Source organism: Streptomyces sp. NPDC090021, from assembly GCF_044748225.1.
Taxonomy (GTDB): Bacteria; Actinomycetota; Actinomycetes; order Streptomycetales; family Streptomycetaceae; genus Streptomyces.
In genome coordinates, this window is the sequence record NZ_JBIVFO010000030.1 from 15,546 (window position 1) to 41,630 (window position 26,085).

Here is a 26,085-nt window from a genome sequence, read left to right on the forward strand (position 1 = left end):
GGACCTACAGCGACGGCCCGGCCGTCACCGTCGCCCGGCCCACCGCCTGCACCCCGGGCGCCGCCTCTGCGGGCCACCGTCCGAGGGGGCCGGGCGGTGGCCTGGAAGGTCACGCCGAACGGTGGAGCAGGCAGGCCGGCTCGCCGGCGTCCGACGGCTCGGCGGGCGGGCCGGGAACGGGCGGGTCCGGTACGGGCGTGTCCACGGCGGCTCCCCGGCCGGGCGGAGGCGGTGGCGCCGCCTCGGAGACCGGGAGCGTATCCGGCCGGGCCGGAGGGTGTTCACCGTAGAACCCCTCCGGCCGCGGCGGCGGTGTCAGGCTGCGGCCGGGGTGCGCGGAGCGCGGCGCATCGCCCACAGGACGGGGCCGCCCCCGGGAAGCCGGGCCTCCCCCAGCACGCTGAAGCCGAAGTGCTCGTAGAAGGGCAGGTTGTCGGGCTTGGACGACTCCAGGTAGACCGGCAGGCCCGCCGCGTCGGCCTGGGCCAGGCCCGAGCGCAGCAGGGCCGCTCCGTGACCCTGGCCCCGGGCGGCCGGGTCGGCGCCGATCACCGCGAGATACCAGTGGGGCTCGGTCGGGGAGTGCTTGGCGGCCTCCTCGACGGCTTCGCGGAACAGCTCGGCCCGGTCGCCGAGGATGGCCTGGAGCTCCCGGACGGTTTCCGCGTCGGGCACGGCCTTCTCCCGGCCCTCCGGCGACACCCAGAAGGAGGCCGCGACGTCGGTGCGCTCGCACACGCCGTGGTGGACGTACTGCCGGGTGAACAGCGTGGTGAAGTAGCGGATCAGCCCCGCCCCGCGAGAGGAGTCGTCGGGGAAGAACCAGCGCATCATCGGGTCGTCGTCGAAGGCGGCGGCCAGGGTGCGGCCGACCGTACGGGCATCGTCGACCGTGGCCGTCTTCGGGGTGTTCGTCATGGGCATACGGGTCATTCTGCACCCTTGGTGATCTTGGTCGGCGGGTGGGCCCTGCCATCGGCGTCGGCCGGCCGGAAGTCCGGCGGCGGCACGACCGGTTCGACGACGAGCAGGCCCGCCCGAACCCGTGCGGCCACCCGTGCACCGTCGGCGACACCAGCCGCCCTGCCGCTACCAGCAGGAACGCCGCGGCACGTCCACCCGCCCGGCGTGCCCGACCGGTGGCTCTACCGGGCCACCCAGCCGCGTTCGTACGCGTACCAGCCCAGCTGTAGCCGGGTCGTCACCCCCGACAGCTCCATCAGGCCCTTGACCCGCCGCTGCACCGTCCGCAGGCCCAGCTCCAGGTGCTTGGCCACGCTCACGTCCGTCATGCCCGCCAGCAGCAGCGACAGGATCTCCAGATCCGTGGCGTCCGGGACGCCCCCCGACTCCTCCGCAGCCCCGGCCGCACCCAGCCGCAGCGGCATCGACTCCCGCCACACCGCCTCGAACAGGCCCGTCAGCGACTCCAGCAGCCCGGACGCGTGCACCACCAGCGCCGCCGGCTCCGCGCCGCGGGCCGTCAGCGGGACCATGGCGAGGGTCCGGTCCGCGATCACCAGCTTCGTCGGGACCTCCGACGTCACCCTGACCTGCACGCCCCGGGCCAGCGCCGAGGAGGCCTCCCGGATCCCGCTCGGCAGGGTCAGCGCCTCCCGCTCGATCACCACCCGGTAGTCGACGCCACGCACCGAAGCCCGGTCCGCCGCCTCGTTGTACGGGCCCGTCGGCACCTGCGGTCGGCCGCTGACCAGCGCGCACACCTCCTTCTCCGCGCCCAGCCGGAGCTGGTGGAAGCGGTGCGCCACCGCGCTCGCGCCCTGCACCACCTCCACGAGGTCGTGCACCGCCGGCTCGGCCGCCTCCGCCCGGTACTCCTCCGCCAGCAGCGCCGCCGCCAGCTCCGCCTGCTCCAGCTCCTGCCGCTGCCGGGTCAGGAGTGCCCCGAGGGCGACACCCGGCGGAGCCGCCACCCAGCGCCCCGGCCGGGCCGAGGACTGCGCCGCCAGCCCGTGCCGCTCCAGGTGGCGCAGGGCCCGTTCGGTCTGCGGCACCGGCAGGGTCAGCCGGTGTGCCAGGTCGGGGACCTCGGCCGCGCCCAGCGCCACCAGAGCGCGGTACGCGGACTCCTGGCCCTCGTCCAGGCCTATGGCACCCAGCAACCCGTCCACCACCTTTCGACACAACGCCTGGCGGGAAGCGGCCACGGCGCAAACCCGCCGCCGACATCATCGCCGTACCCCCCGCCCCTCTGCCAAGGTTGCGCCACCGCAGCACCAACATCCGTCGGCCGGAGGTCATTTGGGCGGCATCTTTGCCGTGCAATGCAGTAGTTGGCCGGAATTCACCTGGGGAGAGCGATGCGCCCGATATCGCGCACGGCGATCGGGGCGACCGCGGCGGCTGTCCTCGCCGCCACCCAGCGGGACGGTCCTCGACGACGAGGGCTACGGCCTCGGCTCATGGATCACCGCCATGGAGTGGCTTTTCGTGCATTCGGCGTTTTCCGCCCCCACCGGCAGCCGAGAATGAGGGCATGAGTCAGCAGGGCGCGGACGACTGGTGGCAGAAGCTCTACGAGGATCCGGACGCGGGGCCGGCACCCGACCCCGGGGACACCCTCGACAACCGGTTCCGGTCGGCGGCGGGTGTCACGGGGGACCCGGCCGGGGCGCCGTCCCCCACGCCGCCGGAAGTCCGGGAGGCCGGGCGCGGGCCGTTGCCTTCCCCGCGCCCCGAGCCGGACACCGGTCTGCCCGCACGGCCGCCGCTGCCGGACGCCGTCCGGCGGGAACCAGCCCGGCCCCCGGCGGCGGGGCCGGTCCCGCCGCCGCGCCCGGCCCCCGACGCGCTGCCCGCGTCGCCCGCCGAGGGGTACCTTTCGCCGCCTGTTCCGGCCGTGCCGCCGGCCGCGCCGCCCATGGTGGAAGCGCCCGCGCCCGACGTGCGGGGCTTCCCGCCGCCGGCGTCCACTCCGGACGCTCCGTCCGGCGCCCCGGCCGGGCTGCCGCAGGCGCCGTCGCCCGCTGAAGGCAGCGGTCCGCCGCCCGTGCCCGGGGCCGTGCCGCCCGCCGGGACACCGTTCGGGCCGGCCCCTGTGCGGGCGCCCGGTGAACGGCACGGTGAGCCGGCCGAGTCGGCTGTCCTGCCGCCCGCCGAGGCGGGGGTTCCGCCCGGTGAGGGGTTCGGGCCGCAGGTGCCCCAGGCGGACGCTTCCGGCGCGCCCGACGTGCTGTCCCAGCCGCCGCCACCGCCCCCACTGCCGCCATCGCCCCCACCGCCCTCACCGGCCGCGGAGGGCACCCCGCTCGGCGTGTCGGCCGGGGAGCCGTTCGGGCCGGCGCCGGCTGCCGCGCCGCCCTGGCACGGGGCGCAGCCCCGCGATCCGCGGACCGGCGGCGCCACCGGTTACGCCCTCGGGGGCGTCGACGTGCCGCCCGCCCGGCGGGCACAGGAGCCGCGCCCGGAGGACCGCACCGAGGAGGCGTCCCGGCCCGCCCCCGCCCCCACCTCCGCACCGGCACCGGTACGCGCACCCGCCACGGAGGCCGCCGCGCCGCAACCGCGGCCCGAGGTGCACCACCTCGGAGACCGCGCCCCCACCTACGCCGCCGAACCGGGCCCGCTCCCGCCCGCCGACCCGGCCGCCCTCGACGCGCTGGTCCCGGACACCGTCCTGGAGGGAGCCCGCTACGGCGGCCACACCCTCCGCGCCGCCTCCCTGCGCGGCGACTCCGCCCGCTACCGCGGGGAGATGCGCCGGGACTTCCTGCTCACCGCCCGCTTCGGCACCGGCGACGACGCCCTGGTCCTGGTGGCCCTCGCCGGCGGCGACCGGGCCGCCCCCGGCGCCGCCGAAGCCGCCGCCGAACTGTGCCGCACGGTCGCCGCGGCCGTCGGCCGCAGCCAGGGCCGACTGGCCGACGACATCAGGGCCGGGCGCCGCGACGCCCTGCGCTCCGGCCTCCAGCGGCTCAGCGACCGCGGCTACGGGCGCCTGCGGGCCCGTGCCGCGGAGCTGGGGCTCGCGGAGGAGGAGTACACGGCAGGGCTGCGCGGGCTGTTGCTGCCGGTGGACCCGGAATGCCGCATCCGGGTGTCCTTCGGTGCTGGTGCGGGCGGGCTCTTCCGGCTCCGCTCGGGCCGATGGCAGGACCTGGAACCCGCCGGGACCGCGTCGCCCCCGGCAGCGGACGCCGCAGGTCCGGCCGACACGGCCGGCGGGCCCGGGGGCGACTTCCGGTTCCGGGCCTCGGTGGCAGGACCGGGGGACGTCCTGCTCCTGTGTTCGGGCGGCCTGGCGGAGCCGATGCGGGAGGAGGCCGACCTCCGGGCGGAACTCGCCGCCCGCTGGTCCGAGCCGGAGCCGCCCGGCCTCGCCGCCTTCCTGGCGGACACCCAGCTCCGCCTCAAGGGGTACGCCGACGACCGTACGGCCGCTGCGGTCTGGGAGGCGTGACCGGCCCGGGCACGGGCCGGGTGGGAGGCAGGGCCGAACACGCCCAGCGGCCGGCGGCGCCGGCCCGGAGCGCCGTGCTCGACGTACGCGGGACCCGGTGCGCCCCGACCGCGCGGGTGGAGGCCGGGACGTGGCCTCGACCCGCCGCGAACTGCCCGACCGGGTGGCGGTGTTCACGGTCGACACGGGCATGTGCAAGGTGTGGGCGGCGCGCTATCGTTCCCCGAACGGCAAGCGGCGCGTCGTCGGCTCGTTCAGCCGCGGCCACGATGGCCGACGCCTTCCCGCACGCCATCGGCGCACGGTTCGCCGATCACGGTCGTCAAGTGGTGTCGATGTCCGGCGACGGTGGTTGCTCCCCGCTGAGGGGAGATTCCCTCACACTGGTGCAGTACGACCTCCCCGTCGAAGTGGTCCTCTTCCACAACTCGCCCCGCGTCACGGTCGAGTGGGAGGTGCCGGTTTCCGGCCTTCCTCCCTGCGGGGCGGAGCGCACGAACCCGGACTTCGCCCCGATCGCCGCGAGACGGCCGCCCGCAGGGTCCGGGCGGAGGAACCCGGGCAGCTCAGCGGGGCTTCGAAGGGCGCCTGCCGGCACCGCGGACCCGCGCTGGTGGACGTGGTGACCGACCCCTGCGCCCTGTCGGTTCCTCCGAAGACGCGGGCCGAAACGGTGACCGGATTCGCACGGTCCGACAGCGGGGTCACGTTCGACGGAGGGCCGGGCGGACGATCCGGATGGCTTGATCCGATCTCCGCAACGTGCCCCGTCCGTAAGCCCGCAGGAGTGCGGATCCACCCCGGGGGCATGCATCCCGTAGGCCTGTTCGAGAGCAACGGACACGGGAGGGACACCGCCGTGCGGGTGGGGGCGAAGACGGGGAAGCTGTGGAGGAGAGGCGGGCCGGTACCGCGCGAACCGTCCACCGTCGAGGTCGGGGGAGCGGTGGAGACGCTGCGGATCAGCCGGAGCGTGCGCCGCGCGGACCTGAAGGCGGTGGGCGACGTCCGCCGGGCCCTCAGGGAGCTGATGCGCCACCGGTGCCGGACCGAGGCCACCGACGTGGCCGAACTGCTGATCACGGAGCTCGTCACGAACGCCCTCGTCCATACCGACCGCGGCGCGGAGGTGTCCGTCAGCCTCACGGCCGCACGGTTACGGGTGGAGGTCAGGGACCACGCGGCACGCCGTCCCCGGCAGTACGTACCGACCGCCGACGACGGTACGCACGGCCGGGGACTCGTGCTGGTGGAGGCGCTGGCCGACGACTGGGGTGTGGACGCACTCGCCCTGGGCGGCGGCAAGGTGGTGTGGTTCGAGCTCGACGGCCGCCGCGACGGTCCCGTCCCGGCCCCGGCCCCGGCCCCGGCCCCGTACGCCGCAGGGCCCGCCTGAACGGGCGGGCCCTGCGGGGTGTCCCCTTGTTCTGACCCGTCAGCCGAACTGCTGCTCCAGGTCCTTGAGTTTGCGCTCCAGCGAGTCCAGCCGGGGAATGGTCTGGGTGTCGTCCTCGGCGGTGAGGTCCACCATCCGGGTGCCGGTCACGTCAGTGGATTCGGTGTGGTTGACGGCCTGCAGGGAGGGCCGGCGGCGTAGGGGCAGCTGTCCCGGTTCCGGTATGGCCGGCTCCGCGCCGACCGGCGCGGAGCCAGCTCCCTGCGTCAGCTCCGGGAGTTCGACCTGGCGGCCGCGGGACCGCCCCAACGCCCGGTTCTGCCGGCCCAGTGCCTTGATGCGCGCCCGGTCGAGCCGGTTCTGGTCGCGCCTGCGGTGCCGGTCCTGCTCCCTCTGCTTCTTGTCCTCGCGCACCTCGTCCACGGCCTCGTCGAGGGTGCGGACCCCCTCCAGCAGCATGAGGGACCATGCGCCGAAGGTCTCCCGGGGTGCCCGCAGCCAGCGGACCATCCGGATCTGCGGCAGCGGCCTCGGGATGAGGCCCTGTTCGCGCAGTGCCGCGCGGCGGGTCTGCTTGAGGGCGCGGTCGAAGAGGACGGCTGCCGAGAGCGACATCCCCGCGAAGAACTGCGGAGCGCCGTCATGGCCCAGACCTCGCGGGGCGTGCACCCAGTTGAACCAGGCGGCCGCTCCCGCGAACAGCCAGACCAGCATGCGCGACCCGAGGGCCGCGTCGCCGTGGCTGGCCTCGCGGACGGCGAGCACCGAGCAGAACATGGCGGCGCCGTCGAGGCCGAAGGGCACCAGGTACTCCCAGCCTCCGGAGAGGCTGAGGTTCTGCCGGCCGAAGCCGACCAGCCCGTGGAAGGAGAGCGCGGCGGCCACCGCCGCGCAGCAGAAGAGCAGGACGTACGAGGCCGTCCCGTAGACCGCTTCCTTGCGCCGCCGCCGCTCCTCGCTGCGCTCCCAGCTGTCGTCGGCCGCGGCCTTCTCGCTCTCGCGCTTGCCCCGTGCCAGTACCGCAACCGCCGCAAGTACGCCCAGGATCAGCAGACTGCCGGGCAGCAGCCAGTCCAGCGATATGTCGGTCAGTCTCATGCGGATGTCCCTTGCCTCGCGTATGCGGCTGTGCGGCTTTCCGGGCGCCATAGTGGCGCAGCCGGTGCGCCGTGCACGCGGGTTTCGGGGCAAGTGGACGCCATCGGGGTGCGGGCCACGCCGGATAGGGTGTCGTATCTCGAACTGGTGCCCGTGTGGCCAGAGTTGCGTTCGAATACTGCCACCTCTACGGGTGGCTTGGAGCCGGCCGCCCGGAACGCTCCGCGGGCCGGCGTTCCTGCCGGGGGTCAGGCGGCTTCCGCCGTGAGGCGGGTGATGCGGTCCGCGTCGCAGGTGCGCGGACAGGTCACGCAGGTGTCCTCCGGGCGGATCGTGTAGAAGAAGCAGCAGCTGGCCCGGTCGCGGGTGGGCAGTTCACGACCGTCGGGACCCGTGAGCGCGCGGAACCCGGCACCCCCGGTGTACGGGGCCGTCGAGCCCGGCAGCAGGGCCTCCAGCTCGGCCATCGTCCGGTGCTCCTCGCCGAGCAGGTGCCCGACGTACCAGAGGCTCTCGACGACCTCGTCGGTCACCATGCCCCACAGGGCGCGGCGGCCGCGCCGCATACGCGGGGCGAAACCTTCCAGCACGGGTTCGAGGTGCTGGGCCACCGCAGCCCGCACCTCGGCGCGCAGCGCCTCCTCGTCGGGCACGACACGGGCCCCGGGGAGGACGGACGCCGGATCGTCCGGCAGGCAGGCGAAGCTCTCGACGCGCATGGCCATCCGGCCGAGGTTCCGGTGGAAGGCGACCTCGGCGACGGGGAGCCGGGGGACCCGCCGCTGGAGGAACCACGGGAGCGTGACCAGCAGGCAGGCGGGCCACGCGTACCGGTGCAGCCCGAAACCCGCGATCACGTCGGGCCGCGCCTGGGTCCCGTAGTCCCTCAGGACCTGGGCGTTGTCCCAGGCGAGGAAGGCGTCCAGGGCGGCCCCGCCGGCCGCCAGCTCGTCCGCGCCGACCCACCCCGCACCGCGAGGGGAGGGTTCGTGCGGGGCTCGCTCGACGACCCGCAGCCCGCCGTACACGTCGGCCAGCCGGGCGTACGCATCCGCCACCGCGGAGCCGGGCGGGGCGGGGGCGAGCGCCGGGAGGGTCGAGACGGCCATGACGGACCACCGATCGCACGATCGTTAACAGGTTAGCCTTACCTTACTCGATATCCGCCGGTCCGCACCCACTCCTCCCGCGACGCGTCACCTATTCTCGGGACAGGTCACGACCCGGAGGAGGACCGAGTGCACGAAACGGCCCACGCCCGGGTACCGGCACAAAAGCGGAAGGTAGTACGCCATTCGGTGCGCGGGCAGATCCTCGACGCCCTGCGCGCGGCCCTGGTGGACGGCGAGCTCGTGCCCGGGGAGATCTACTCCGGCCCGGCGCTGGGGGAGCGCTTCGGCGTCTCCGCGACCCCCGTGCGCGAGGCGATGCAGCAGCTGGCCGTCGAGGGAGCGGTGGAATGCCTCCCGAACCGGGGCTTCCGCGTCCTGTCACGCACCCCGCGGGAACGCGCCGAGCTGGCCGAGGTCCGGGCACTGCTCGAAGTCCCCGTCATGCTGCGACTGGCCCGCACCGTGCCCGAGGCCTCCTGGCAGGCCCTGCGCCCGGCCGCCGCGGCCACCGCCGAGGCGGCCGCCGCGGGCGACCTGCCGGGCTACGCGGAGGCCGACCGGGCCTTCCACCGGGCGGTACTGCGGCTGGCCGGCAACGACCAGCTGGTCCAGGTGGCGGAGGAACTCCACCGGCGCGCCCAGTGGCCGCTGCCGGGCGCTCCGCGGGTCCGGCGGGCCGATCTCGTCGCCGATGCGGCGGAGCACTCGGCGCTGCTGGAAGCGCTGATCGCGCGGGACCTCACGGTGGTCGAGGCCCTGGTCCGCGAACACTTCGCCGGCTCCTGACCCTTCCGGGAGCCGCGCCGGCTTTCGGGGCGCGGGCACGGAACGCCGTGCGGCACGGAACGCCGTACGGCACGGAACGCCGTGCGGATGCCCGCGGCGCAGGTCGGGTCGGTCGGTGAAGCGCCGGGTCGGCCTGCTACACGGCAGGTGCCGGGTGGAGCTGGTCCGCCAGCCAGGTGGGGATGCCGCCCAGGAGATGGAACAGCCGACGGGCCTCCGCGCGCAGCCGGGTCGCCTCCGGCTCCGGCTCGGCCTCGGCCAGTGCCGCGAGCGCCGGGGCGGTGCCGATCAGGAAGCCCAGGTCCTCCCGGATCCGCAGCGACTCCGCGAAGCCCTTGCGGGCCTCCGCCACCTCGCCGTCCCGCAGGGCCAGCGCGGCCAGGTGCCGGAAGGTGAACGACAGCAGCAGGGTGTCCCCGTGCGCCTCCGCGCCCGCGTGCGCCCGGTGGTACGCGGGCCGCGCCGACTGCGGGGCGTCCGCGAGGTGCTCGGCCACCAGGCCCCTGCGGAAGTCCAGCAGCGGACGGGTCCGGGAGCCCGGTGACAGCAGGGCCGCGGCCCGGCCCAGCGCGGAGCGGGCCTCGTCGGCCCGGTCGCGTACGCCCAGTACGGTCGCGGCGTAGGCCAGCTGGCCCCGTTCGCATGCCGCCGCGCCCCGGTCGTCGTCGTCCTGGGCGACCGCCTCGGCGACGCGCAGCGCGTCCTCGGCCTCGGCCCAGCCCTGGCCCGTGAACAGACACCGCTCGACCAGCAGCGCGGTCCGCTGCACCGCGGCGGTGGCCTGACCGGCCCGGCCGGCGTGGGGCGTCAGCAGTGCCGCCGCGTCGGTCCAACAGCCGCGCGAGCGCAGCCGCCATATCGCCCGCTGGAGGGGGTCGTCTCCCCCGGTGGAACCGGCACCCGACATGGCGGTATCCGCCACATTGCCCTCCCCGAAGCAATCAAGCAGCACATCGTTGAGCCCTGGGGCGAAATGAGAGCACGGATCGGCGGCTCCGGCCAAGGGGTCGGGTGAACTCTTTCACAAAGTCCGGACGGATCATCAGCCGCACCGGCCACGCCGTGGCCGGTGGCGCCGAGGATCTGCTCAGCTCATGCGCAGTGCGAGGAAGAAATCGAGCTTGTCCTCCAGCCGGGACAGGTCCCGCGCCGTCAACTGCTCGATTCGCCCGACCCGGTAGCGCAGCGTGTTGACGTGCAGGTGCAGCCGGGTCGCACAGCGCGTCCAGGAGCCGTCGCAGTCCAGGAACGCCTCCAGGGTCGGGATGAGCTCCGCCCGGTGGCGCCGGTCGTAGTCCCGCAGCGGGTCCAGCAGCCGGGCGGTGAAGGCGCGGCGCACGTCGTCCGGGACGAACGGCAGCAGCAGGACGTGCGAGGCCAGCTCGTGGTGGCCCGCCGCGCAGACCCGGCCCGGGCGGGCCGCCGCGACGCGCCGGGCGTGCCGGGCCTCCTCCAGCGCCCCGCGCAGCCCCTCGGCGGAGTGCACGGCCGCGCTGACGCCGAGCGTGAGCCGGCCGTCGTCGGCCAGCCCGGCCGCCAGCGGGTCCCGTACGGTCGCCAGCAGCTCGTCGGCGTGCAGGGCCGAGTCGGGGCCCTTGTCCTCCCCGGCGTCCCCCGACAGCGAGGGCAGCGGGACCAGGGCGATGGCCTCGTCACCCGTATGGGCGACCGCGATCCGGTCGGACGGCTCCGGCCCCGAGACCGACGGGTCGACGAGGATCTCCTCCAGCAGCGACTGGGCCACCGGGCCGCCGGGGATGTCCCCGTTGTCCCAGTCGACCCGGGCCACCACCACCTGCCAGTGCGGGGCGGCGCCCAGGCCGGGCAGCAGCACCGGCGCCGCCACCCGCAGACGGGCCGCGATCTCGGCGGGCGGCGCGCCCGTCTGGACCAGTTCCAGAACCTCCTGCGCGAGGCGGCGGCGCACGGTGCGGGCGGCGTCGCGCCGGTCGCGTTCCACGGCGATCAGCTGGGTGACGCCCTGGAGCAGGTCCAGGCGCTCGGCCGGCCAGTCACCGGCGTCCGCCTCGACGGCGAGCAGCCAGTCGGACAGCACGGTCTCGCGCACGTCGCGGGCGACGGCCGGTCCGCCGGCGCCGCGACCGTGTCCCCTGATCGGGAAGAGCGAGTAGGTAATACCCTGGATGGAGATCCGGTGCGGCCCTCTGCGGCCCGTCCGGACCGCCGCGAGGTGCTCGCTCGCCAGCGCCGAGCAGATGCCCGGCGCCAGCGGCTCTCCCGCCCCGGCGATCTGCCGGCCGGTGGGGGACAGCACCCAGGCCCGGAGGTCGAGGTCGGTGGTGAGCAGATCCAGCACCACGTCGGGGCCGCCACCCGCCGGACCCGATGTCATCAGGCGGCGGTGCCGGTCCACGACGGCCGCCAGGTCCCCGGCGCGCTCGCCCGAGACCTGCCGTACGACGTACTCGGTGATCGTGGCGAATGCAACGTCCTCGTTCACGGCGAACAGCGGCAGCCGGTTGCGGACACAGGCCGAAACGAGATCGTCGGGGATGTCACCCAGCTCCGCCTCGCCCGCCGCGAGCCCCGCGACGCCGGCGCCGGCGAGGATTCGTACGAACGGCTCGGAGTCGGCTGAATTTCGTCTCCATGCCAGGCCGGTGAGGACGAGTTCACCCCCGGACAGGTACCGGCTGGGATCGCGCAGGTCGGTCGTCATGACCCCGCGGACCGTACGGTCGAGTTCGTCCTCGCCGCCGAGCAGCCGCAGCCCCAGCGCCTCGGTCTCCAGCAGTGCGCGCAGCCGCATGATGTCGCCGCCGATCTGTCTCGAATGTTGCCGTTGGAAATCGGGCAGGTCGTCGCATCCTGCCTTTCATACGAATCTACAAGACGAGGGAGGCCGTCAGCCAACTCCTTCATGGTTTCGGTGACTGCACCCGAGGGACGGGCGGCTTGTGTACTGAGTCCACACCGCGTTAACAGCACGTGAACGACCAGTCGAGGGCCCTTTGGCCTCCTGGCTTGAAGTGAACGACACGATGAAGAAGAAGAGAGCCGCACATGGACTTCCTTCGCCCCGCCAGCTGGGAGGAGGCGCTCGCCGCTAAGGCCGAGTACCCCACAGCTGTGCCGATTGCGGGTGGCACCGACATCATGGTCGAGATCAACTTCGACCACCGCCGTCCGGATTACCTCCTTGACCTGGGCCGCATCGAGCTGCTGCGGGAGTGGGAGGTAGGCGAGGAGGTCACCAAGCTCGGCGCCTCCGTCCCGTACACCCAGATCATGGAGAACCTGCGCGCCACGCTGCCGGGTCTCGCGCTCGCCTCGCACACGGTCGCGTCCCCACAGATCCGCAACCGCGGCGGCGTCGGCGGCAACCTCGGTTGCGCCTCGCCCGCCGGTGACTCCCACCCCGCCCTGCTGGCCGCCGGCTGCGAGGTCGAGGTGGAGTCCGTACGCGGCTCGCGCATGATCCCGATCGACGAGTTCTACACCGGCGTGAAGCGCAACGCGCTGGCCGCCGACGAGCTGATCAAGTCGGTCCACATCAAGAACGCCACGGGCCCCCAGCAGTACTCGAAGGTCGGCACCCGCAACGCGATGGTCATCGCGGTGTGCGGCTTCGGCCTCGCCCTGCACCCCGACACCCGCACCGTGCGTACGGGCATCGGTTCGGCCGCCCCGACCCCGGTCCGGGCCAAGGCCGCCGAGGAGTTCCTGAACGCCGCGCTCGAAGAGGGCGGCTTCTGGGACAACGGCAAGGTCATCACCCCGTCGATCGCCAAGCAGTTCGGTGAGCTCGCCTCCGCCGCCTGCAACCCGATCGACGACGTCCGTGGCACGGCGAAGTACCGCCGTCACGCGGTTGGCATCCTCGCTCGCCGCCAGCTCGTCTGGACCTGGGAGCAGTACCGCGGCACGAACGGCCGCTCGCTTGAAGGGGCTGCGTAATCATGCGCGTCAATTTCACCGTCAACGGTCGTCCGCAGGAAGCCGACGACGTCTGGGAGGGCGAGTCCCTCCTCTACGTCCTGCGTGAGCGCCTGGGCCTGCCCGGCTCGAAGAACGCCTGCGAGCAGGGCGAGTGCGGTTCCTGCACGGTCCGTCTCGACGGCGTGCCGGTCTGTTCCTGTCTGGTGGCCGCCGGTCAGGTCGAGGGCCGTGACGTGGTGACCGTCGAGGGCCTGGCCGACTTCGCCAAGCAGCGTGAGGAGCACGGCCACGGCTGCGGCACCGGCGCGTGCGGCGGCGGCAAGGGCGTGTCCACGGACGAGGCCAAGCAGTGGTCCGCCAAGGGCACCGACTCGCAGACCGGTGAGGGCGCCCTGCTCTCCGACATCCAGCAGGCGTTCATCGACGCCGGCGCGGTCCAGTGCGGTTTCTGCACCCCGGGTCTGCTCGTGCAGGCCGACGCGCTCCTGGAGCAGAACTCCGACCCGTCCGACCAGGACATCCGTGAGGCCCTGTCCGGCAACCTCTGCCGCTGCACGGGCTACGAGAAGATCCTCGACGCGGTCCGCCTCGCGGCCGCCCGTCAGGGAGAGGCTGTCTGATCATGGCCAACACTCGCACCGTGCCTTCCGGTACGCCGACGAACGTCACCCAGAAGCACAACAAGGGCGGCATCGGCGAGTCCACGCTCCGCCCGGACGGCACCCTCAAGGTCACCGGTGAGTTCGCGTACTCCTCGGACATGTGGCACGAGGACATGCTGTGGGGCCAGACCCTGCGGTCCACCGTCGCCCACGCCGAGATCGTCTCCATCGACATCTCCGAGGCGCTGGCCATGCCCGGCGTCTACTCGGTCCTCACGTACGACGACCTGCCGGCCGAGATGAAGAACTACGGCCTGGAGATCCAGGACACCCCGGTCCTCGCCAACGGCCGGGTGCGCCACCACGGTGAGCCGGTCGCCCTCGTGGCCGCGGACCACCCGGAGACCGCCCGCCGCGCGGCCGCCAAGATCAAGATCGACTACCGGGAGCTGCCGCTCGTCACGGACGAGGCCTCCGCCCTCGCCGCCGACGCGCCGCTCATCCACGAGGGCCGCGACGACCACCACTCCGGTCACGTCCCGCACCCGAACATCGTGCACCGCCAGCCGATCATCCGCGGCAACGTGGAGGAGGCCCGCAAGCGCGCCGACGTGATCGTCGAGGGCGAGTACACCTTCGGCATGCAGGACCAGGCCTTCCTCGGCCCGGAGTCCGGTCTCGCCGTGCCCTCCGAGGACGGCGGTGTCGACCTCTACGTCGCCACGCAGTGGCTGCACTCGGACCTCAAGCAGATCGCCCCCGTCCTCGGCCTGCCCGAGGAGAAGGTACGCATGACGCTCTCCGGCGTCGGCGGTGCCTTCGGCGGTCGCGAGGACATCTCGATGCAGATCCACGCCTGCCTGCTGGCTCTCGCGACCAACAAGCCGGTCAAGATCGTCTACAACCGGTTCGAGTCCTTCTTCGGCCACGTGCACCGCCACCCGGCGAAGCTCTGGTACGAGCACGGCGCCACCAAGGACGGCAAGATCACGCACATGAAGTGCAGGATCGTGCTCGACGGCGGCGCCTACGCCTCGGCCTCCCCGGCCGTCGTCGGCAACGCGTCCTCCCTCTCCGTCGGCCCGTACGTCATCGACGACGTCGACATCGAGGCGATCGCGCTCTACACGAACAACCCGCCCTGCGGCGCGATGCGCGGCTTCGGCGCCGTCCAGGCCTGCTTCGCCTACGAGGCCCAGATGGACAAGCTCGCGGCGAAGCTGGGCATGGACCCGGTGGAGTTCCGCCAGCTGAACGCCATGGAGATGGGCACGATCATGCCCACCGGCCAGGTCGTCGACTCCCCGGCGCCGGTCGCCGAGCTGCTGCGCCGGGTCAAGGCCCGCCCGCTGCCGCCGGAGCGCCAGTGGGAGACCGCCGGCGAGGGCGCTGACGTCCGCGCACTGCCGGGCGGTCTGTCGAACACCACCCACGGCGAGGGCGTCGTCCGCGGCGTCGGCTACGCGGTCGGCATCAAGAACGTCGGCTTCTCCGAGGGCTTCGACGACTACTCCACCGCCCGGGTGCGCCTGGAGGTCATCAACGGCGAGCCCGTCGCGATGGTCCACACGGCCATGGCGGAGGTCGGCCAGGGCGGTGTCACCGTCCACGCGCAGATCGCCCGTACCGAGCTGGGCGTCACGCAGGTGACCATCCACCCGGCCGACACGCAGGTCGGCTCCGCCGGTTCCACGTCCGCCTCGCGGCAGACGTACATGACCGGTGGCGCCGTGAAGAACACCTGTGAGGCCGTGCGCGAGGCGCTGCTGGAGATGGGCCGCCGCAAGAACGGCTCCTACCACCCGGCCTGGGCCCACGCCGAGCTCCTCCTGGAGGGCGGCAAGGTCGTCACCGACGGCGGCGAGGTCCTCGCGGACATCGCCGACATCCTGGAGAACGAGGCGATCGACCTCGAACTCGAGTTCCGTCACCGTCCGACGGTCGCCTTCGACCTGAAGACCGGCCAGGGCGACGGCCACGTCCAGTACACCTTCGCCGCGCACCGCGCGGTCGTCGAGGTGGACACCGAGCTCGGCCTGGTCAAGGTCGTCGAGCTGGCGACCGCCCAGGACGTGGGCAAGGCCCTCAACATGCTCTCCGTGGTCGGCCAGATCCAGGGTGGTACCACCCAGGGTCTCGGCGTGGCGGTCATGGAGGAGATCATCGTGGACCCGAAGACCGCGAAGGTGCGCAACCCCTCCTTCACGGACTACCTGATCCCGACCATCCTCGACACCCCGACCATCCCGGTCGACGTCCTGGAGCTCGCCGACCCGAACGCCCCGTACGGCCTTCGCGGTCTGGGCGAGGCCCCGACCCTGTCGTCCACCCCGGCCGTCCTCGCGGCGATCCGGAACGCGACCGGGCTGGAGCTCAACAAGACCCCGATCCGTCCGGAAGCCCTCACCGGGACCCTTTAGACGGACCCGGTCCGGGGGCCGCGAGGCCCCCGGACCACCTCGGACTCTCCGGGCGGTGTGACTCGGGAACGTCACACTTCACCGCCGCACCGCCCGGAGCACCTACGAAGCACCGCACCGCTCGCGGTCCCTTCAGCCGGCAGTACCCCTGCGAAAACCCCCATGTAGTACCAGCGGTCACCCCGCACTACCCGCAGTACACGCAGTGAACATTCGCGTCGCCTCGGGCCGTCACCCCGGGTCGTGCAGCCAAACGCAGCATCCCAAATCCCGCAATCTCCAATCCCCACGCGGGTGCCCCTTTGAACCTTGGGAGTTAGGCACCATGACCCAGTCGTCAGTGGAGTCCAAGACCACCGCGGAGGAAGCCGGAGACGGCTCCCGCAACCCCGCCGGGCGCTCTTGGCTCGACCGCTACTTTCATATAACCCACAGAGGATCCAACGTCGGCAACGAGGTTCGTGGCGGTATCACGACCTTCATGGCCATGGCGTACATCCTCCTGCTCAACCCCCTGCTCCTCTCGGGCAAGGACGTCGCCGGAACCACGATGGACGGTTCCGCGATCATCACCGCCACGGCTTTCGCCGCCGCCGTGACCACGCTCCTCATGGGCTTCGTCGGCAAGGTCCCGCTCGCGCTGGCCGCCGGACTCTCCGTCTCCGGTGTCCTCGCCTCGCAGGTGGCCCCGCAGATGACCTGGCCGCAGGCCATGGGCATGTGCGTGCTCTACGGTGTCGTGATCTGTCTCCTGGTCGTCACCGGCCTCCGAGAGATGATCATGAACGCGATCCCGCTTGCGCTCAAGCATGCCATCACCATGGGCATCGGCCTCTTCGTCGCCCTGATCGGCTTCGTGAAGGCGGGCTTCGTCGGCAACGGCGCGGAGTTCATGCCCCCCGTCCAGCTCGGCGCGACCGGTGAGCTGTCCGGCTGGCCGGTCCTGCTCTTCGCCATCACCCTGGTCGCCATCTTCATGCTCCAGGCCCGCAAGGTGCCCGGCGCGATCCTGATCGGCATCATCGGCGGCACCGTCCTGGCCGCGATCCTCAACGCCATCGTGGACATCGACCCGAAGGCATGGAAGAACGGCCCGCCGGAGCTGGAGGGCTCCGCGGTCTCGATGCCGAACTTCTCGCTCTTCGGCGACGTCTCCTTCGGCGGCTGGGGCGACGTCGGCTACATGACGGTCGGCATGATCGTCTTCACCCTCGTGCTCGCCGGCTTCTTCGACGCGATGGCCACCATCATCGGCGTCGGCACCGAGGCCAAGCTCGCCGACGACAAGGGCCGCATGCCGGGTCTGTCCAAGGCCCTGTTCATCGACGGCGCCGGTGGCGCCATCGGTGGCGTCGCGGGCGGCTCCGGCCAGACCGTCTTCGTCGAGTCCGCCACCGGCGTCGGTGAGGGTGCCCGCACGGGCCTCGCCTCCGTCGTCACCGGCCTGTTCTTCGCCGCCTGCCTCTTCTTCACCCCGATCACGCAGATCGTCCCGGGTGAGGTCGCCTCCGCGGCCCTGGTCGTCATCGGCGCGATGATGATGCAGAACGCCCGCCACGTGGACTGGGCGGACACCTCCACCTCGATCCCGGTCTTCCTGACCGTCGTGATCATGCCGTTCACCTACTCGATCACCGCCGGTGTCGCCGCGGGCGTCATCTCCTACGTCGCCATCAAGGTCGCTCAGGGCAAGGCCCGTGAGATCGGCGGCTTCATGTGGGCGCTGACCGGAATCTTCCTGGTCTTCTTCGCGCTCCACCCGATCGAGGGCTGGCTCGGGGTCGGCTGACCCCCGTAGAACGGCCGCGCACCCCCGGTGGTGCCGGTCACCCGCAGTGATACCCGCACCCGCCACGTATCCCATACTGGAAACCGAATCCTCCGAGGAGGCCGCACATGCTGGACATCGCCGAAGAGCTGAACCGGTGGGTCGAGCAGGGACGTGACTTCGCCGTCGCCACGGTCGTGGCGGTGGGCGGCAGCGCACCCCGGCAGCCCGGTGCCGCGCTCGCCGTCGACAGCGAGGGCACGGCTATCGGATCGGTCTCCGGCGGATGCGTGGAGGGTGCGGTGTACGAGCTGTGCCGGCAGGCCCTGGAGGACGGCCGGACCGTCACGGAGCGCTTCGGCTACAGCGACGACGACGCCTTCGCGGTGGGCCTGACCTGCGGTGGGATCATCGACATCCTCGTCACCCCGGTCCCCGTCGGCTCCGCCGCACGCGGGGTGTTCGAGGCCGCGCTGGCCGCCGCCTCCCGCGGCGAGGCCGCCGCGCTGGCCCGGATCGCCGAGGGGCCGGACGAGCTGATGGGCCGCGCCGTGCTGGTCCGTACGGACGGGCCCTTCGCGGGCGGCCTCGGCGGGCACCCGGAGCTGGACCGCACCGTCGCCGAGGAGGCCCGCGCCATGCTGGACGCCGGCCGGACCGGTGTGCTGGAGATCGGCGCCGACGGCAGGCTCTGCGGAGAACCGCTGAAGGTGCTGGTCGAGTCCAGCGTCCCGCCGCCGCGGATGATCGTCTTCGGGGCCATCGACTTCGCCTCCGCGCTGGTGCGGATCGGCACGTTCCTCGGCTACCGGGTCACCGTCTGCGACGCGCGGCCCGTCTTCGCCACGAAGAACCGTTTCCCCGAGGCCGACGAGATCGTCGTGGACTGGCCCCACCGCTACCTGGAGGCGCAGTCCTCGGAGGGCTCGGTGGACGGCCGGACCGTCCTGTGCGTGCTCACCCACGACGCCAAGTTCGACGTCCCGCTCCTGGAGCTGGCCCTCCGGCTGCCCGTCGCCTACGTCGGGGCCATGGGCTCCCGCCGTACCCACGAGGACCGCAACAAGCGGCTGCGCGACGTCGGCGTCACCGAGCTCGAACTGGCCCGGCTGCGCTCCCCGATCGGCCTGGACCTCGGTGCCCGCTCCCCGGAGGAGACCGCGCTGTCCATCGCCGCGGAGATCGTCGCGAACCGCCGCGGCGGCAGCGGCGCGGCCCTCACCGGCGCGCACATCCCGATCCACCCGGACGTCGCGAACACGGTGATCGACAGGATCGGATCCGTCGCTTGAAGGAATGACGGCCGAAGGTGAGGAAAGGGCGCACCCCGTGGGGGTTGCGCCCTTCTGGCATTCCCCCTATCTTACCCGCCGGTAATCGGAGGAGCACCCTCTCCAGCCCTTCCTCACAACGGAGTTGAGCGGATGTTGCGTACCGTGCGAACCCTGGGCGTGCTGGCCGCGGCCGCCCTGCTGACCGCCTTCACGCCGGCCCCGGCCCCGCCCGACACCCCTGCCGCCCCGGCCGGCGGCCTGCGCGAGGTGCTCTTCGTGGGGAACAACTGGGAAGGCACGGCAGACGTCCTCGCCTCCACCGGCGATCTCGCCAGGGTCGGCCGGATCGACGTGATCCCCGACAAGTCGGAGCGGCTCCGCGAGATCTACCTCAACCCCGTCAAGCTCGCCTTCTTCCTCGGCATCCGGGAGAGCGCGGGAGAGGGTCACGACCAGTTCGTCGACGACATGTTCACCACCCCGGACGGCTCCGCGGTCGTCGTCTCCCGTCCCAGCTTCGCCGACGTCGTCTCCATCGACCTGGCCTCCGGACGGATCAACTGGCGCTTCCCGGTCTCCGGTTACCGCTCCGACCACATGGCGGTCTCCCCGGACGGGACCCGTATCGCCGTCTCGGCCTCCACCTCCAACACCGTGCACGTCCTGGACATCGCCACCGGACGCCAGACCGGCTCCTTCCGCACCGGCGACAAACCGCACGAGAACACCTTCACCCGTGACGGCCGCTACCTGTGGAACAGCTCCATCGGCGAGGTCAACACGGCGCTCGACGCGCCCTGGCTGGACTGGACGAAGGGCGACCGGAAGATCACCGTCGTCGACACCCGGTCCTTCCACACGGTCCGGGTGATCGACATGCGGGAGCGGCTGGACGCCTTCGGCCGCCGGGACCTGTCCGACTCCGTGCGCCCGGTGTCCTTCAGCCCCGACGAGTCCAAGCTCTACTTCCAGGTGTCCTTCTTCGGCGGTTTCCTGGAGTACGACGTGGCCTCCGACCGGATCACCCGCCTCAAGGACCTCCCCGCCAACCCGGCCACCAGCACCGACCGCACCCGCTGGGTCAACGACTCCCGCCACCACGGCATGTCGATGAGCCCCGACGGGACGAAGCTCTGCATCGCGGGCACCATGGACGACTACGCGACCGTCGTGGACCGCGCCACCCTCGCCGAAGGGCCGCTCGTGCCCGCCGCGAAACCGTACTGGGCCACGGTCTCCGGCGACGGGACGGCCTGCGTGATCTCCGAGAGCGGAACCGACCGGGTGACGGCCATCGACTTCGCGACCGGCGCCAAGCGGGTGTCCGTACCCGTCGGTGACCACCCCCAGCGCATCCGCCTCGGCCATGTCCCGGCCTCCTGGACCGGCCCGGCCGGCCGGTAGGAGGAAGGAGCGGAAACCGGCCGAACCCGCAGATCAAGCCAATATGGTGTGACTGGTCCACGATGACCGATTAGTCTCGCGATCATGGTGGACATCCGTGAGGTACCCGAGGCCGACATCGACCGCGCCCTGGAGCTCGCCTACCTGGTCTTCCACGACCGGCCCGAGAAGGAGGCGCGCGAACGGCACCACGCGCTCCTCGCGCGCTGCGACCGCATCGGCGCCTACGACGGCGAGGTCCTGGTCGGCTTCATGGCCGCGCACGACTTCCGGCTCTCGGTGCCCGGGGCGGACCTCCCCTGCCCCGGGCTCACCTTCGTCTGCGTCGCGCCCACCCACCGGCGCCGCGGCGTGCTCACCGCACTGATGACGCGGATGATGCGCCGCGCCGCCGACTCCGGCCGCCCGATCGCCGCGCTCTGGGCCTCCGAGGCCGCCATCTACGGACGCTTCGGCTACGGCGGCGCCACCACCGGCGCCACCGTTGAGATCGACTCCACCCGGCCGCTGGCCCTGCGCATCGACCCCGACCGGCGCCCGCTGCGCCTCGTCGACCCCGAGGACGCCGTCGACGTGATCGGCCCCTTCCACGAGGCGGCCCGCGCGGGCCGCCCCGGCCGCCCCAGCCGCAGCCCCGAGCGCTGGCGCGAGGAGTGGCTCACCGAACAGGACGAGGAGGACGAGGAGCTGAGCCCGCCCCGGATCATCGTCCTGGGCGACCCGGGCGAGCCCGTCGCCGGGTACGTGATCTACCGCACCAAGCCGGAGGACGGCGGCGGAGCCGCCCGCACCCCGGGCCTGGTCCGCGTCGACGAGCTGGAGGCCGACACCCCGGCCGTCGCCGCCGCCCTCTGGGAGTGCGTGGCCGCCCTCGACCTCACCGGCAAGGTCTCCGCCTGGGGCCGCCCGGCCGACGACCCGCTGCTGCACTTCGCCGCCGACCGGGACCAGGTACGGATCACCGCCCAGTTCCCGGCGCTCTGGCTGCGCCTGGTCGACGTGGGCGCGGCGCTGACCGCGCGGTCCTGGGCCGCGCCGGTGGAGCTCGTACTGGAGGTGCACGACGCGCGGCTCCCCGACAACGCCGGGCGCTTCCGGCTCAAGGCGGGCCCGTACGGGACGACGTACGACCATGCCGACGGCGCCGCCGACCTCGCCCTCGACGTCCGCGAGCTGGCCGCCTGCTACCTCGGCGGGACCCGGGTCGCCGACCTCGTCGCGGCCGGGCTGGTGCAGGAACTCACGCCCGGGGCGGCGGACGCCCTGGACGCGGCCCTGCACACGCCCGTACTGCCGCACACGAGCGACGAGTTCTAGTCCGCGTGGGATGGCGGTCGCGGTGGGGGTCAGGCCATCCCGCCCCCACCGCCCGGTTCACGCGGGCAGGGAGAGCCTGGAGGCCGCCATGCCGAAACCGGGGCCGAGGACCGCGGCGGCCAGCCCGTCGTCGGGCCGGCGCAGATCCTCGGGCCGGTAACGCCGGCACCGCGCATGCCAGTTGAGGATGCCGGCGTGCCAGTCCCGCAGTTCCTGCACATACGCGTCCATGGCGGTCCGCGCCCCGGCGCCGAGCTTCCAGTCGTCGTAGAGCAGCGGCAGCTGGTTCGCCACGATGTGCTCGAACTCCTCGGTGCGCAGGGTCATCAGCGAGTGGCAGATGTGCAGAGCCTCCGGGTAGCCGATGTCGAAGAAGTTCCGCGTGACCAGGATGTGGTTGTGGACGTCGCCCTCGAACTCCACCTCCTTCTGGTAGGAGTAGACGTCGTTGATCAGGCAGGCCGCGTCGGCGACCGCGTTCTCCAGTGAGCGGATGGTCCCCGAGGCGTAGATCTCCTCGGGAATGCCCCGCCCCCGGTGCCCGAGCCGGCACAGGTACATGGTGAGGTGGCTGCCGAAGGTGTGCCGCCGCATCTCCGCGTAGTCCACCGGGTCCGGGATGCGATGGTGGACCGCGTTGTCCACCTCCCAGAGCCAGCTCTCCAGCATCTCCACCACCGTCGCCCGGAACTCGCTGCGCTGCTCCACCGGCATGGCGGCGCTCGTGCGCACCCAGAGGTCCGCGAGGCCGCGTTCCATCGCGGTGGCCGGCTGCGGCCGTGCGGCGTGGTCGACGGGCATCATGGCGGTCAGCCGGGCCGTGGTCGCCTTGGCCCCCGCCAGGTCCTTGGCCCGCGCGAAGACCACCGGATAGTAGTCGTCGCCGTAGGTGCCCCAGGTCAGCCAGCAGGCGTTGAGCGCGAGCTCCTCGGGTGTGGCGTCCGGGTCGATTCCGGCGGAGCAGAGGGCGAAGTCGTAGCCGCGCAGCTTCTCCTCGGTCCAGATCGCGGAGCCGGGATCACCCGGCTGCGGCTCCAGCAGGCCCGTCCGGCGGGCCCACGCCACCGACTCCTCGCGGGCGTGAACCAGATGGGGGCTCAGGGAGAGCCGGTGGGGCATGTGGATCTCCGGGATCACGGAGGGCCCGGTGGGTTCGAAGGGGACGTGGGTGAAGGAGCGGTGGCGCAGCTCCATCGAGCGCCGGTTGAAGACGGACCGCAGGTCGAGGGCGCTGGTGCCCGGCCCGGTCGGCATGAAGGGCAGGGTGAGCGGGGCGGTCGGCCGCGCCTCCTTGTTCATGTAGCGGCTGGAGACCATGTGCCATTCGTGGCCGCCGGACTGCCAGTCCTGGAGGCCCTTGGTGTAGGCGAGGACGGCCGCGATCTCGTCCGGTCCCAGTGCGAAGTCGACGAAGAGCTGGGGGAGTTCGGCCAGGGCGGTCTGCTCGAACTGCTGGAGGCGGGAGGTCAGCAGGTCGCCCGCGACCTCCGCCGCCTCCTGGGTGGTGCAGCCGAGGAACGTCTCCAGGACCAGCACGGCGTTGGACAGCTCGCCCTCGTCGGTGACCTCCCGCTCATAGGAGAAGAGGTCGTTCCTGATGTGGACCGCGTCCGAGAAGGCGTCCCGCAGGACGCCCAGCGGGCGCGAGTGCGCTACGCGTGCCGGGACCTCGGCGGCGACGTACTCGACCAGACCGGCCGACCAGGGGGCGCCGCCCACCTTGCGGCGCATCTCGATGTACTCAAGAGGGTTGGCCACCCGCCCGATGTCGATGTTGGCCAGCTCCCACATCGACTCGTCGAGGAGGTTCTTCGTGGACAAGGAGAACCGTTCCCGCCAGTCCGCGGACATCGACGGAACGGTTCGCCGCCACAGGTCGGCGAGGCCCGCCTCCACGGGGTTGGTGGGCTCGGGGAAGCCTTCGGCCAGATCCATGGGCATGAAGGCGGCCAGCCGGTCGAGGTAGGCCTTGGCGCCGGTGCGGTCCTGCGAGCGCTTGAAGGTCTCCAGGAAGTGGTCGTCGAAGAAGAACACCCACACGTACCAGTCGGTGACCAGCGACAGCGCCTCGGCGTCGCAGTCGGGGTGGGTGTAGGAGCAGAGCAGCGCGTAGTCGTGGCTGTCGAGGTCGCTCTCCTCCCAGACGCCGGAACCCTCCAGCATCGCGAAGTCGCGCGCCCACTGCTTGGTGTGGGCCCTCGCCACGTCCAGGTGGGGGTTGAGTCGTGCCGGATACGGCACGTAGAAATCCGGCAGTCGGAACGGCTGCGTCACGGCGGGGTAGGCCTTTCGTCCAAAGGTGCGGGGGCCGGTGGTCCGGCCCCCGCAAGAGATCAGCAGTGCCCTACCCGTGCTGTCCGCGGGCCAAGGAGGAGTTCACCGCATCAGGTGACGGAGGTGTCATTGGGCGACGCGCCGGCCTGTCGGGGGATAGGGGAGGCCACGGAGCGCGGCGCGGACTGCGGCGCGGACGGGGATGGGGACGGCGATGGGGACGGGGAAGAGGAGGCGGAGGTGGAGGTGGAGGTGGTCGGAGGGTGCTGGGCGAACTGCTCGGCCTGCATCCGGAACATCGACGCGTACCGGCCGCCGAGCGCCAACAGCTCCTCATGACCGCCCTGTTCGACGAGCCGCCCCTCGTGGAGCACGTAGATGACGTCGGCGAACCGCACACCGGACATCCGGTGCGTGACGAGGACGACGGCGCGCCGCGGCCCGGCCAGCCCCCGGATGCTGTCGAACGCGGCGATCTCCGCCTCCGGGTCCAGTGCCGAGGTGGGCTCGTCCACGACGATGACGCGGGCGTCCCGGAAGCGCGTCCTGGCCAGCCCGAACTTCTGCCACTGGCCCCCGGACAGCTCCGACGCCCCCCTGAACACCCGTGCCAGCAGGGTCTCGTAGCCGCCCGGCAGCTTCTCGACGATGCGGTCGGCACCCGCGTACCGGGCCGCCGCGACCACGTCCGCCGCCTGCTCGACCGCCTCCTCGGCCCCTGCCGCGCCGGGCCGGCCGATGGCGATGTTGGTACGGGCGGTCACCGGCCAGCGCTCGAAGTCCTGGGTGAGGAGCGCGACCCGGTCGAAGACCTGCTCCCGGTCCGCGTCCCGCACCTCCACCCCGTCCCAGGTCAGCGACCCGGAGTCGGGCAGGTGCAGGCCGGCGAGCAGTTTGACGAGGGTGCTCTTGCCGGAGCCGTTCTCGCCGACCAGCGCGACCACGGTGCCCGCCTCGATGGTGAGGGAGACCCCGTCGAGCGCGGGCTCGTCCCGGTCCGGGTAGCCGAAGCGGACGTTTTCGAGCCGTACCGTCCCCAGCCGCTCCGGCAGCGGCAGCCCGCCACCGGGGATGGCCCGCCGCCCGGCCTCGGCGACGAACCGTTCCAGGTCCCGTACGTAGAGGGACTCCTCGTGCAGGGTGTTGGTGGTGGCCACCAGCGCGCCCAGGCTCGCCGAGCCGGTGCGCACCGCGATCACGGCGGTGCCGGCGACGGCGAGGTCCATCCGCCCGGTGACGATGAGCGCGACCATCGCCCCGTAGGTGACCAGCGCCGCGGTGCCGGAGAGCGCGGCGGCCAGCAGTTCGGTGGCGGCCTTGTCCCTGGCCAGGCGGGTGGCCTCGGTCTCGGCGACCTCGGCCATGTTGCGGTAGTGGCCCAGCAGATAGCGGCCGACGCCGTGCACCCGTACCTCGGGGGCCGACGTACGGGAGATCAGCAGCTGGCCGATGAGCCGGGCGGCCCGTACGTGCTCGACCCAGGTGATGACCGACAGGTAGCGGCGCTGGGCCACGCGCATCGCGCCCCAGCCGCGCGGGGCGGCGATCAGCAGCAGCATGGGCAGCAGCAGCGGGTGCAGCACGGTCAGCACCCCGGCGGTGGCGACGAGGGAGATGACCCCGCCGAGGGTGGCCACGCAGGCGCCGACGGTACGGCGGGCCGAGGGCGGCCCCCACTGGGCGCTGTCCAGCAGCCGCCGGAACTCCCCGTCCTCGATGGCTTCGAGTTCCACCTCCACGGCGGCCTTCAAGTACTGCTCGTGCGCGGCCCGTTCGATCTTCGGCTCCAGCCGTCCGGCCGCGGCGGTGGACCGGGAGGCCAGTACGGCGCCCAGCACGGCGACCAGCGCGCCTGCGGCCAGGGCGGGCATGGCGGCGTGCAGCCGCTCGGCGGGACTGCCCGCGCCGAGCAGCGTGCGGAGCACCTCGCTGAGGACGAGCAGCCCGACGGCGGAGGTGACCCCCTGGCCCGCCTCGGACGCGGCGACGGTGAGCAGGGCGGGCCGGTCGGTGTCCCAGGCCAGGCGCAGGGTCCCGGCGACCATGCGGGGCATGGAGCGCAGGGTGGACAGCAGCCGCCCTTCGAGTCGGGCGTAGTCGTGGTGGGACCAGCCGGCGTCGTAGCGCAGGGGTCCGCCGAAGAGCCGCCGCTCGCTCGCCGAGACGGCGGGCTGGAGGGCCGTGGGCCGCTTGAGGAGCCTCATGCGCGGCCACCTCCGCCCGATGCCGGGTCGAACACCACATGAACGTGCAAGGATCGCAAGATTCCTCCCGAGACGCTGCGGCTGCGAACTGACGCCGGAAGAACGTGGCT

19 protein-coding genes and 1 pseudogene are annotated in these 26,085 nt (G+C 72.6%); 11 read left to right on the forward strand and 9 right to left on the reverse strand.

Annotation, left to right across the window (positions count from 1 at the left end; translation table 11 throughout):
* Positions 1-315 precede the first annotated feature (315 nt).
* The 3 genes from ACIPXC_RS23455 to ACIPXC_RS23465 all read right to left on the reverse strand — a co-directional run bounded on the left by ACIPXC_RS23455 (position 316) and on the right by ACIPXC_RS23465 (position 2,123).
* On the reverse strand, positions 316-933 hold the full coding sequence (locus ACIPXC_RS23455) for a GNAT family N-acetyltransferase (RefSeq protein ID WP_401621465.1): 618 nt from the start codon (positions 931-933) through the stop codon (positions 316-318).
* Positions 930-1,055 (reverse strand): hypothetical protein, encoded by a 126-nt coding sequence (locus tag ACIPXC_RS23460; protein WP_401621467.1) that lies wholly within the window; start codon positions 1,053-1,055, stop codon positions 930-932. Before ACIPXC_RS23460 ends, ACIPXC_RS23455 begins: the two co-directional genes overlap by 4 nt.
* A gap of 90 nt (positions 1,056-1,145) precedes the next feature.
* Positions 1,146-2,123, reverse strand: coding sequence for a helix-turn-helix domain-containing protein (locus ACIPXC_RS23465; protein WP_401621639.1), 978 nt, complete (start codon positions 2,121-2,123; stop codon positions 1,146-1,148).
* A 374-nt stretch (positions 2,124-2,497) separates the two neighbouring features.
* On the opposite strand from ACIPXC_RS23465, the gene ACIPXC_RS23470 reads away from it, so the two are divergent.
* The 3 genes and pseudogenes from ACIPXC_RS23470 to ACIPXC_RS23480 all read left to right on the forward strand — a co-directional run bounded on the left by ACIPXC_RS23470 (position 2,498) and on the right by ACIPXC_RS23480 (position 5,816).
* A complete protein-coding gene (locus ACIPXC_RS23470; RefSeq protein ID WP_401621469.1) occupies positions 2,498-4,420 on the forward strand; it encodes a protein phosphatase 2C domain-containing protein in 1,923 nt (640 codons plus the stop codon).
* Positions 4,421-4,550: 130 nt separating this feature from the next.
* Positions 4,551-5,167: pseudogene (locus ACIPXC_RS23475) on the forward strand (thiamine pyrophosphate-dependent enzyme); the annotation flags it as partial.
* 226 nt (positions 5,168-5,393) lie between these two features.
* Positions 5,394-5,816 (forward strand): ATP-binding protein, encoded by a 423-nt coding sequence (locus ACIPXC_RS23480; RefSeq protein ID WP_401621642.1) that lies wholly within the window; start codon positions 5,394-5,396, stop codon positions 5,814-5,816.
* Between the two features lie 39 nt (positions 5,817-5,855).
* Here the strand turns inward: ACIPXC_RS23480 and ACIPXC_RS23485 are convergent, their stop codons facing one another.
* A complete protein-coding gene (locus ACIPXC_RS23485) occupies positions 5,856-6,914 on the reverse strand; it encodes a DUF2637 domain-containing protein (protein ID WP_401621472.1) in 1,059 nt (352 codons plus the stop codon).
* A gap of 248 nt (positions 6,915-7,162) precedes the next feature.
* Entirely contained in the window at positions 7,163-8,023 is an 861-nt protein-coding gene (locus ACIPXC_RS23490) for a (2Fe-2S)-binding protein (RefSeq protein WP_401621474.1), read from the reverse strand.
* Positions 8,024-8,152: 129 nt separating this feature from the next.
* Here ACIPXC_RS23490 and ACIPXC_RS23495 point away from each other — a divergent pair, with 129 nt between their 5' ends.
* Positions 8,153-8,812 carry a GntR family transcriptional regulator gene (locus ACIPXC_RS23495; RefSeq protein ID WP_401621477.1) on the forward strand — a complete coding sequence of 220 codons (660 nt, stop codon included), beginning with the start codon at positions 8,153-8,155 and terminating at the stop codon, positions 8,810-8,812.
* Between the two features lie 136 nt (positions 8,813-8,948).
* Here the strand turns inward: ACIPXC_RS23495 and ACIPXC_RS23500 are convergent, their stop codons facing one another.
* Both ACIPXC_RS23500 and ACIPXC_RS23505 read right to left on the reverse strand, forming a co-directional pair.
* Positions 8,949-9,734 (reverse strand): hypothetical protein, encoded by a 786-nt coding sequence (locus ACIPXC_RS23500; RefSeq protein ID WP_401621480.1) that lies wholly within the window; start codon positions 9,732-9,734, stop codon positions 8,949-8,951.
* Between the two features lie 165 nt (positions 9,735-9,899).
* Positions 9,900-11,582 carry a PucR family transcriptional regulator gene (locus ACIPXC_RS23505; RefSeq protein WP_401621483.1) on the reverse strand — a complete coding sequence of 561 codons (1,683 nt, stop codon included), beginning with the start codon at positions 11,580-11,582 and terminating at the stop codon, positions 9,900-9,902.
* Between the two features lie 254 nt (positions 11,583-11,836).
* Between ACIPXC_RS23505 and ACIPXC_RS23510 the strand changes: the two genes are divergently transcribed.
* From ACIPXC_RS23510 to ACIPXC_RS23540, 7 genes are all read left to right on the forward strand, one after another.
* On the forward strand, positions 11,837-12,730 hold the full coding sequence (locus ACIPXC_RS23510) for a xanthine dehydrogenase family protein subunit M (protein WP_046779741.1): 894 nt from the start codon (positions 11,837-11,839) through the stop codon (positions 12,728-12,730).
* A gap of 2 nt (positions 12,731-12,732) precedes the next feature.
* Positions 12,733-13,332 carry a (2Fe-2S)-binding protein gene (locus tag ACIPXC_RS23515; RefSeq protein ID WP_401621485.1) on the forward strand — a complete coding sequence of 200 codons (600 nt, stop codon included), beginning with the start codon at positions 12,733-12,735 and terminating at the stop codon, positions 13,330-13,332.
* A 2-nt stretch (positions 13,333-13,334) separates the two neighbouring features.
* Positions 13,335-15,734, forward strand: coding sequence for a xanthine dehydrogenase subunit D (gene pucD, locus ACIPXC_RS23520; RefSeq protein ID WP_401621488.1), 2,400 nt, complete (start codon positions 13,335-13,337; stop codon positions 15,732-15,734).
* A gap of 325 nt (positions 15,735-16,059) precedes the next feature.
* Positions 16,060-17,523, forward strand: coding sequence for an NCS2 family permease (locus ACIPXC_RS23525; RefSeq protein ID WP_401621491.1), 1,464 nt, complete (start codon positions 16,060-16,062; stop codon positions 17,521-17,523).
* 107 nt (positions 17,524-17,630) lie between these two features.
* Positions 17,631-18,794 (forward strand): XdhC family protein, encoded by a 1,164-nt coding sequence (locus ACIPXC_RS23530; protein ID WP_401621494.1) that lies wholly within the window; start codon positions 17,631-17,633, stop codon positions 18,792-18,794.
* Between the two features lie 132 nt (positions 18,795-18,926).
* A complete protein-coding gene (locus ACIPXC_RS23535) occupies positions 18,927-20,180 on the forward strand; it encodes a YncE family protein (protein ID WP_401621497.1) in 1,254 nt (417 codons plus the stop codon).
* Positions 20,181-20,264: 84 nt separating this feature from the next.
* Positions 20,265-21,497: a GNAT family N-acetyltransferase gene (locus ACIPXC_RS23540; protein ID WP_401621500.1), complete on the forward strand. Its 1,233-nt coding sequence runs from the start codon at positions 20,265-20,267 to the stop codon at positions 21,495-21,497.
* A 57-nt stretch (positions 21,498-21,554) separates the two neighbouring features.
* Here ACIPXC_RS23540 and ACIPXC_RS23545 read toward each other — a convergent pair whose 3' ends face one another.
* Complete coding sequence (locus tag ACIPXC_RS23545; protein ID WP_401621503.1) at positions 21,555-23,771, reverse strand: germacradienol/geosmin synthase; 2,217 nt, start codon at positions 23,769-23,771, stop codon at positions 21,555-21,557.
* Positions 23,772-23,881: 110 nt separating this feature from the next.
* Entirely contained in the window at positions 23,882-25,975 is a 2,094-nt protein-coding gene (locus tag ACIPXC_RS23550) for an ABC transporter ATP-binding protein (RefSeq protein WP_401621506.1), read from the reverse strand.
* Between the last annotated feature and the right edge of the window lie 110 nt (positions 25,976-26,085).

Coding starts and splice junctions, on each gene's coding strand:
- ACIPXC_RS23505 (WP_401621483.1), bottom strand. CDS start 11,582: ATGCGGCTGCGCGCACTGCTGGAGACCGAGGCGCTGGGGCTGCGGCTG.
- pucD (WP_401621488.1), top strand. CDS start 13,335: ATGGCCAACACTCGCACCGTGCCTTCCGGTACGCCGACGAACGTCACC.
- ACIPXC_RS23490 (WP_401621474.1), bottom strand. CDS start 8,023: ATGGCCGTCTCGACCCTCCCGGCGCTCGCCCCCGCCCCGCCCGGCTCC.
- ACIPXC_RS23510 (WP_046779741.1), top strand. CDS start 11,837: ATGGACTTCCTTCGCCCCGCCAGCTGGGAGGAGGCGCTCGCCGCTAAG.
- ACIPXC_RS23540 (WP_401621500.1), top strand. CDS start 20,265: ATGGTGGACATCCGTGAGGTACCCGAGGCCGACATCGACCGCGCCCTG.
- ACIPXC_RS23455 (WP_401621465.1), bottom strand. CDS start 933: ATGACCCGTATGCCCATGACGAACACCCCGAAGACGGCCACGGTCGAC.
- ACIPXC_RS23550 (WP_401621506.1), bottom strand. CDS start 25,975: ATGAGGCTCCTCAAGCGGCCCACGGCCCTCCAGCCCGCCGTCTCGGCG.
- ACIPXC_RS23485 (WP_401621472.1), bottom strand. CDS start 6,914: ATGAGACTGACCGACATATCGCTGGACTGGCTGCTGCCCGGCAGTCTG.
- ACIPXC_RS23530 (WP_401621494.1), top strand. CDS start 17,631: ATGCTGGACATCGCCGAAGAGCTGAACCGGTGGGTCGAGCAGGGACGT.
- ACIPXC_RS23535 (WP_401621497.1), top strand. CDS start 18,927: ATGTTGCGTACCGTGCGAACCCTGGGCGTGCTGGCCGCGGCCGCCCTG.
- ACIPXC_RS23515 (WP_401621485.1), top strand. CDS start 12,733: ATGCGCGTCAATTTCACCGTCAACGGTCGTCCGCAGGAAGCCGACGAC.
- ACIPXC_RS23525 (WP_401621491.1), top strand. CDS start 16,060: ATGACCCAGTCGTCAGTGGAGTCCAAGACCACCGCGGAGGAAGCCGGA.
- ACIPXC_RS23470 (WP_401621469.1), top strand. CDS start 2,498: ATGAGTCAGCAGGGCGCGGACGACTGGTGGCAGAAGCTCTACGAGGAT.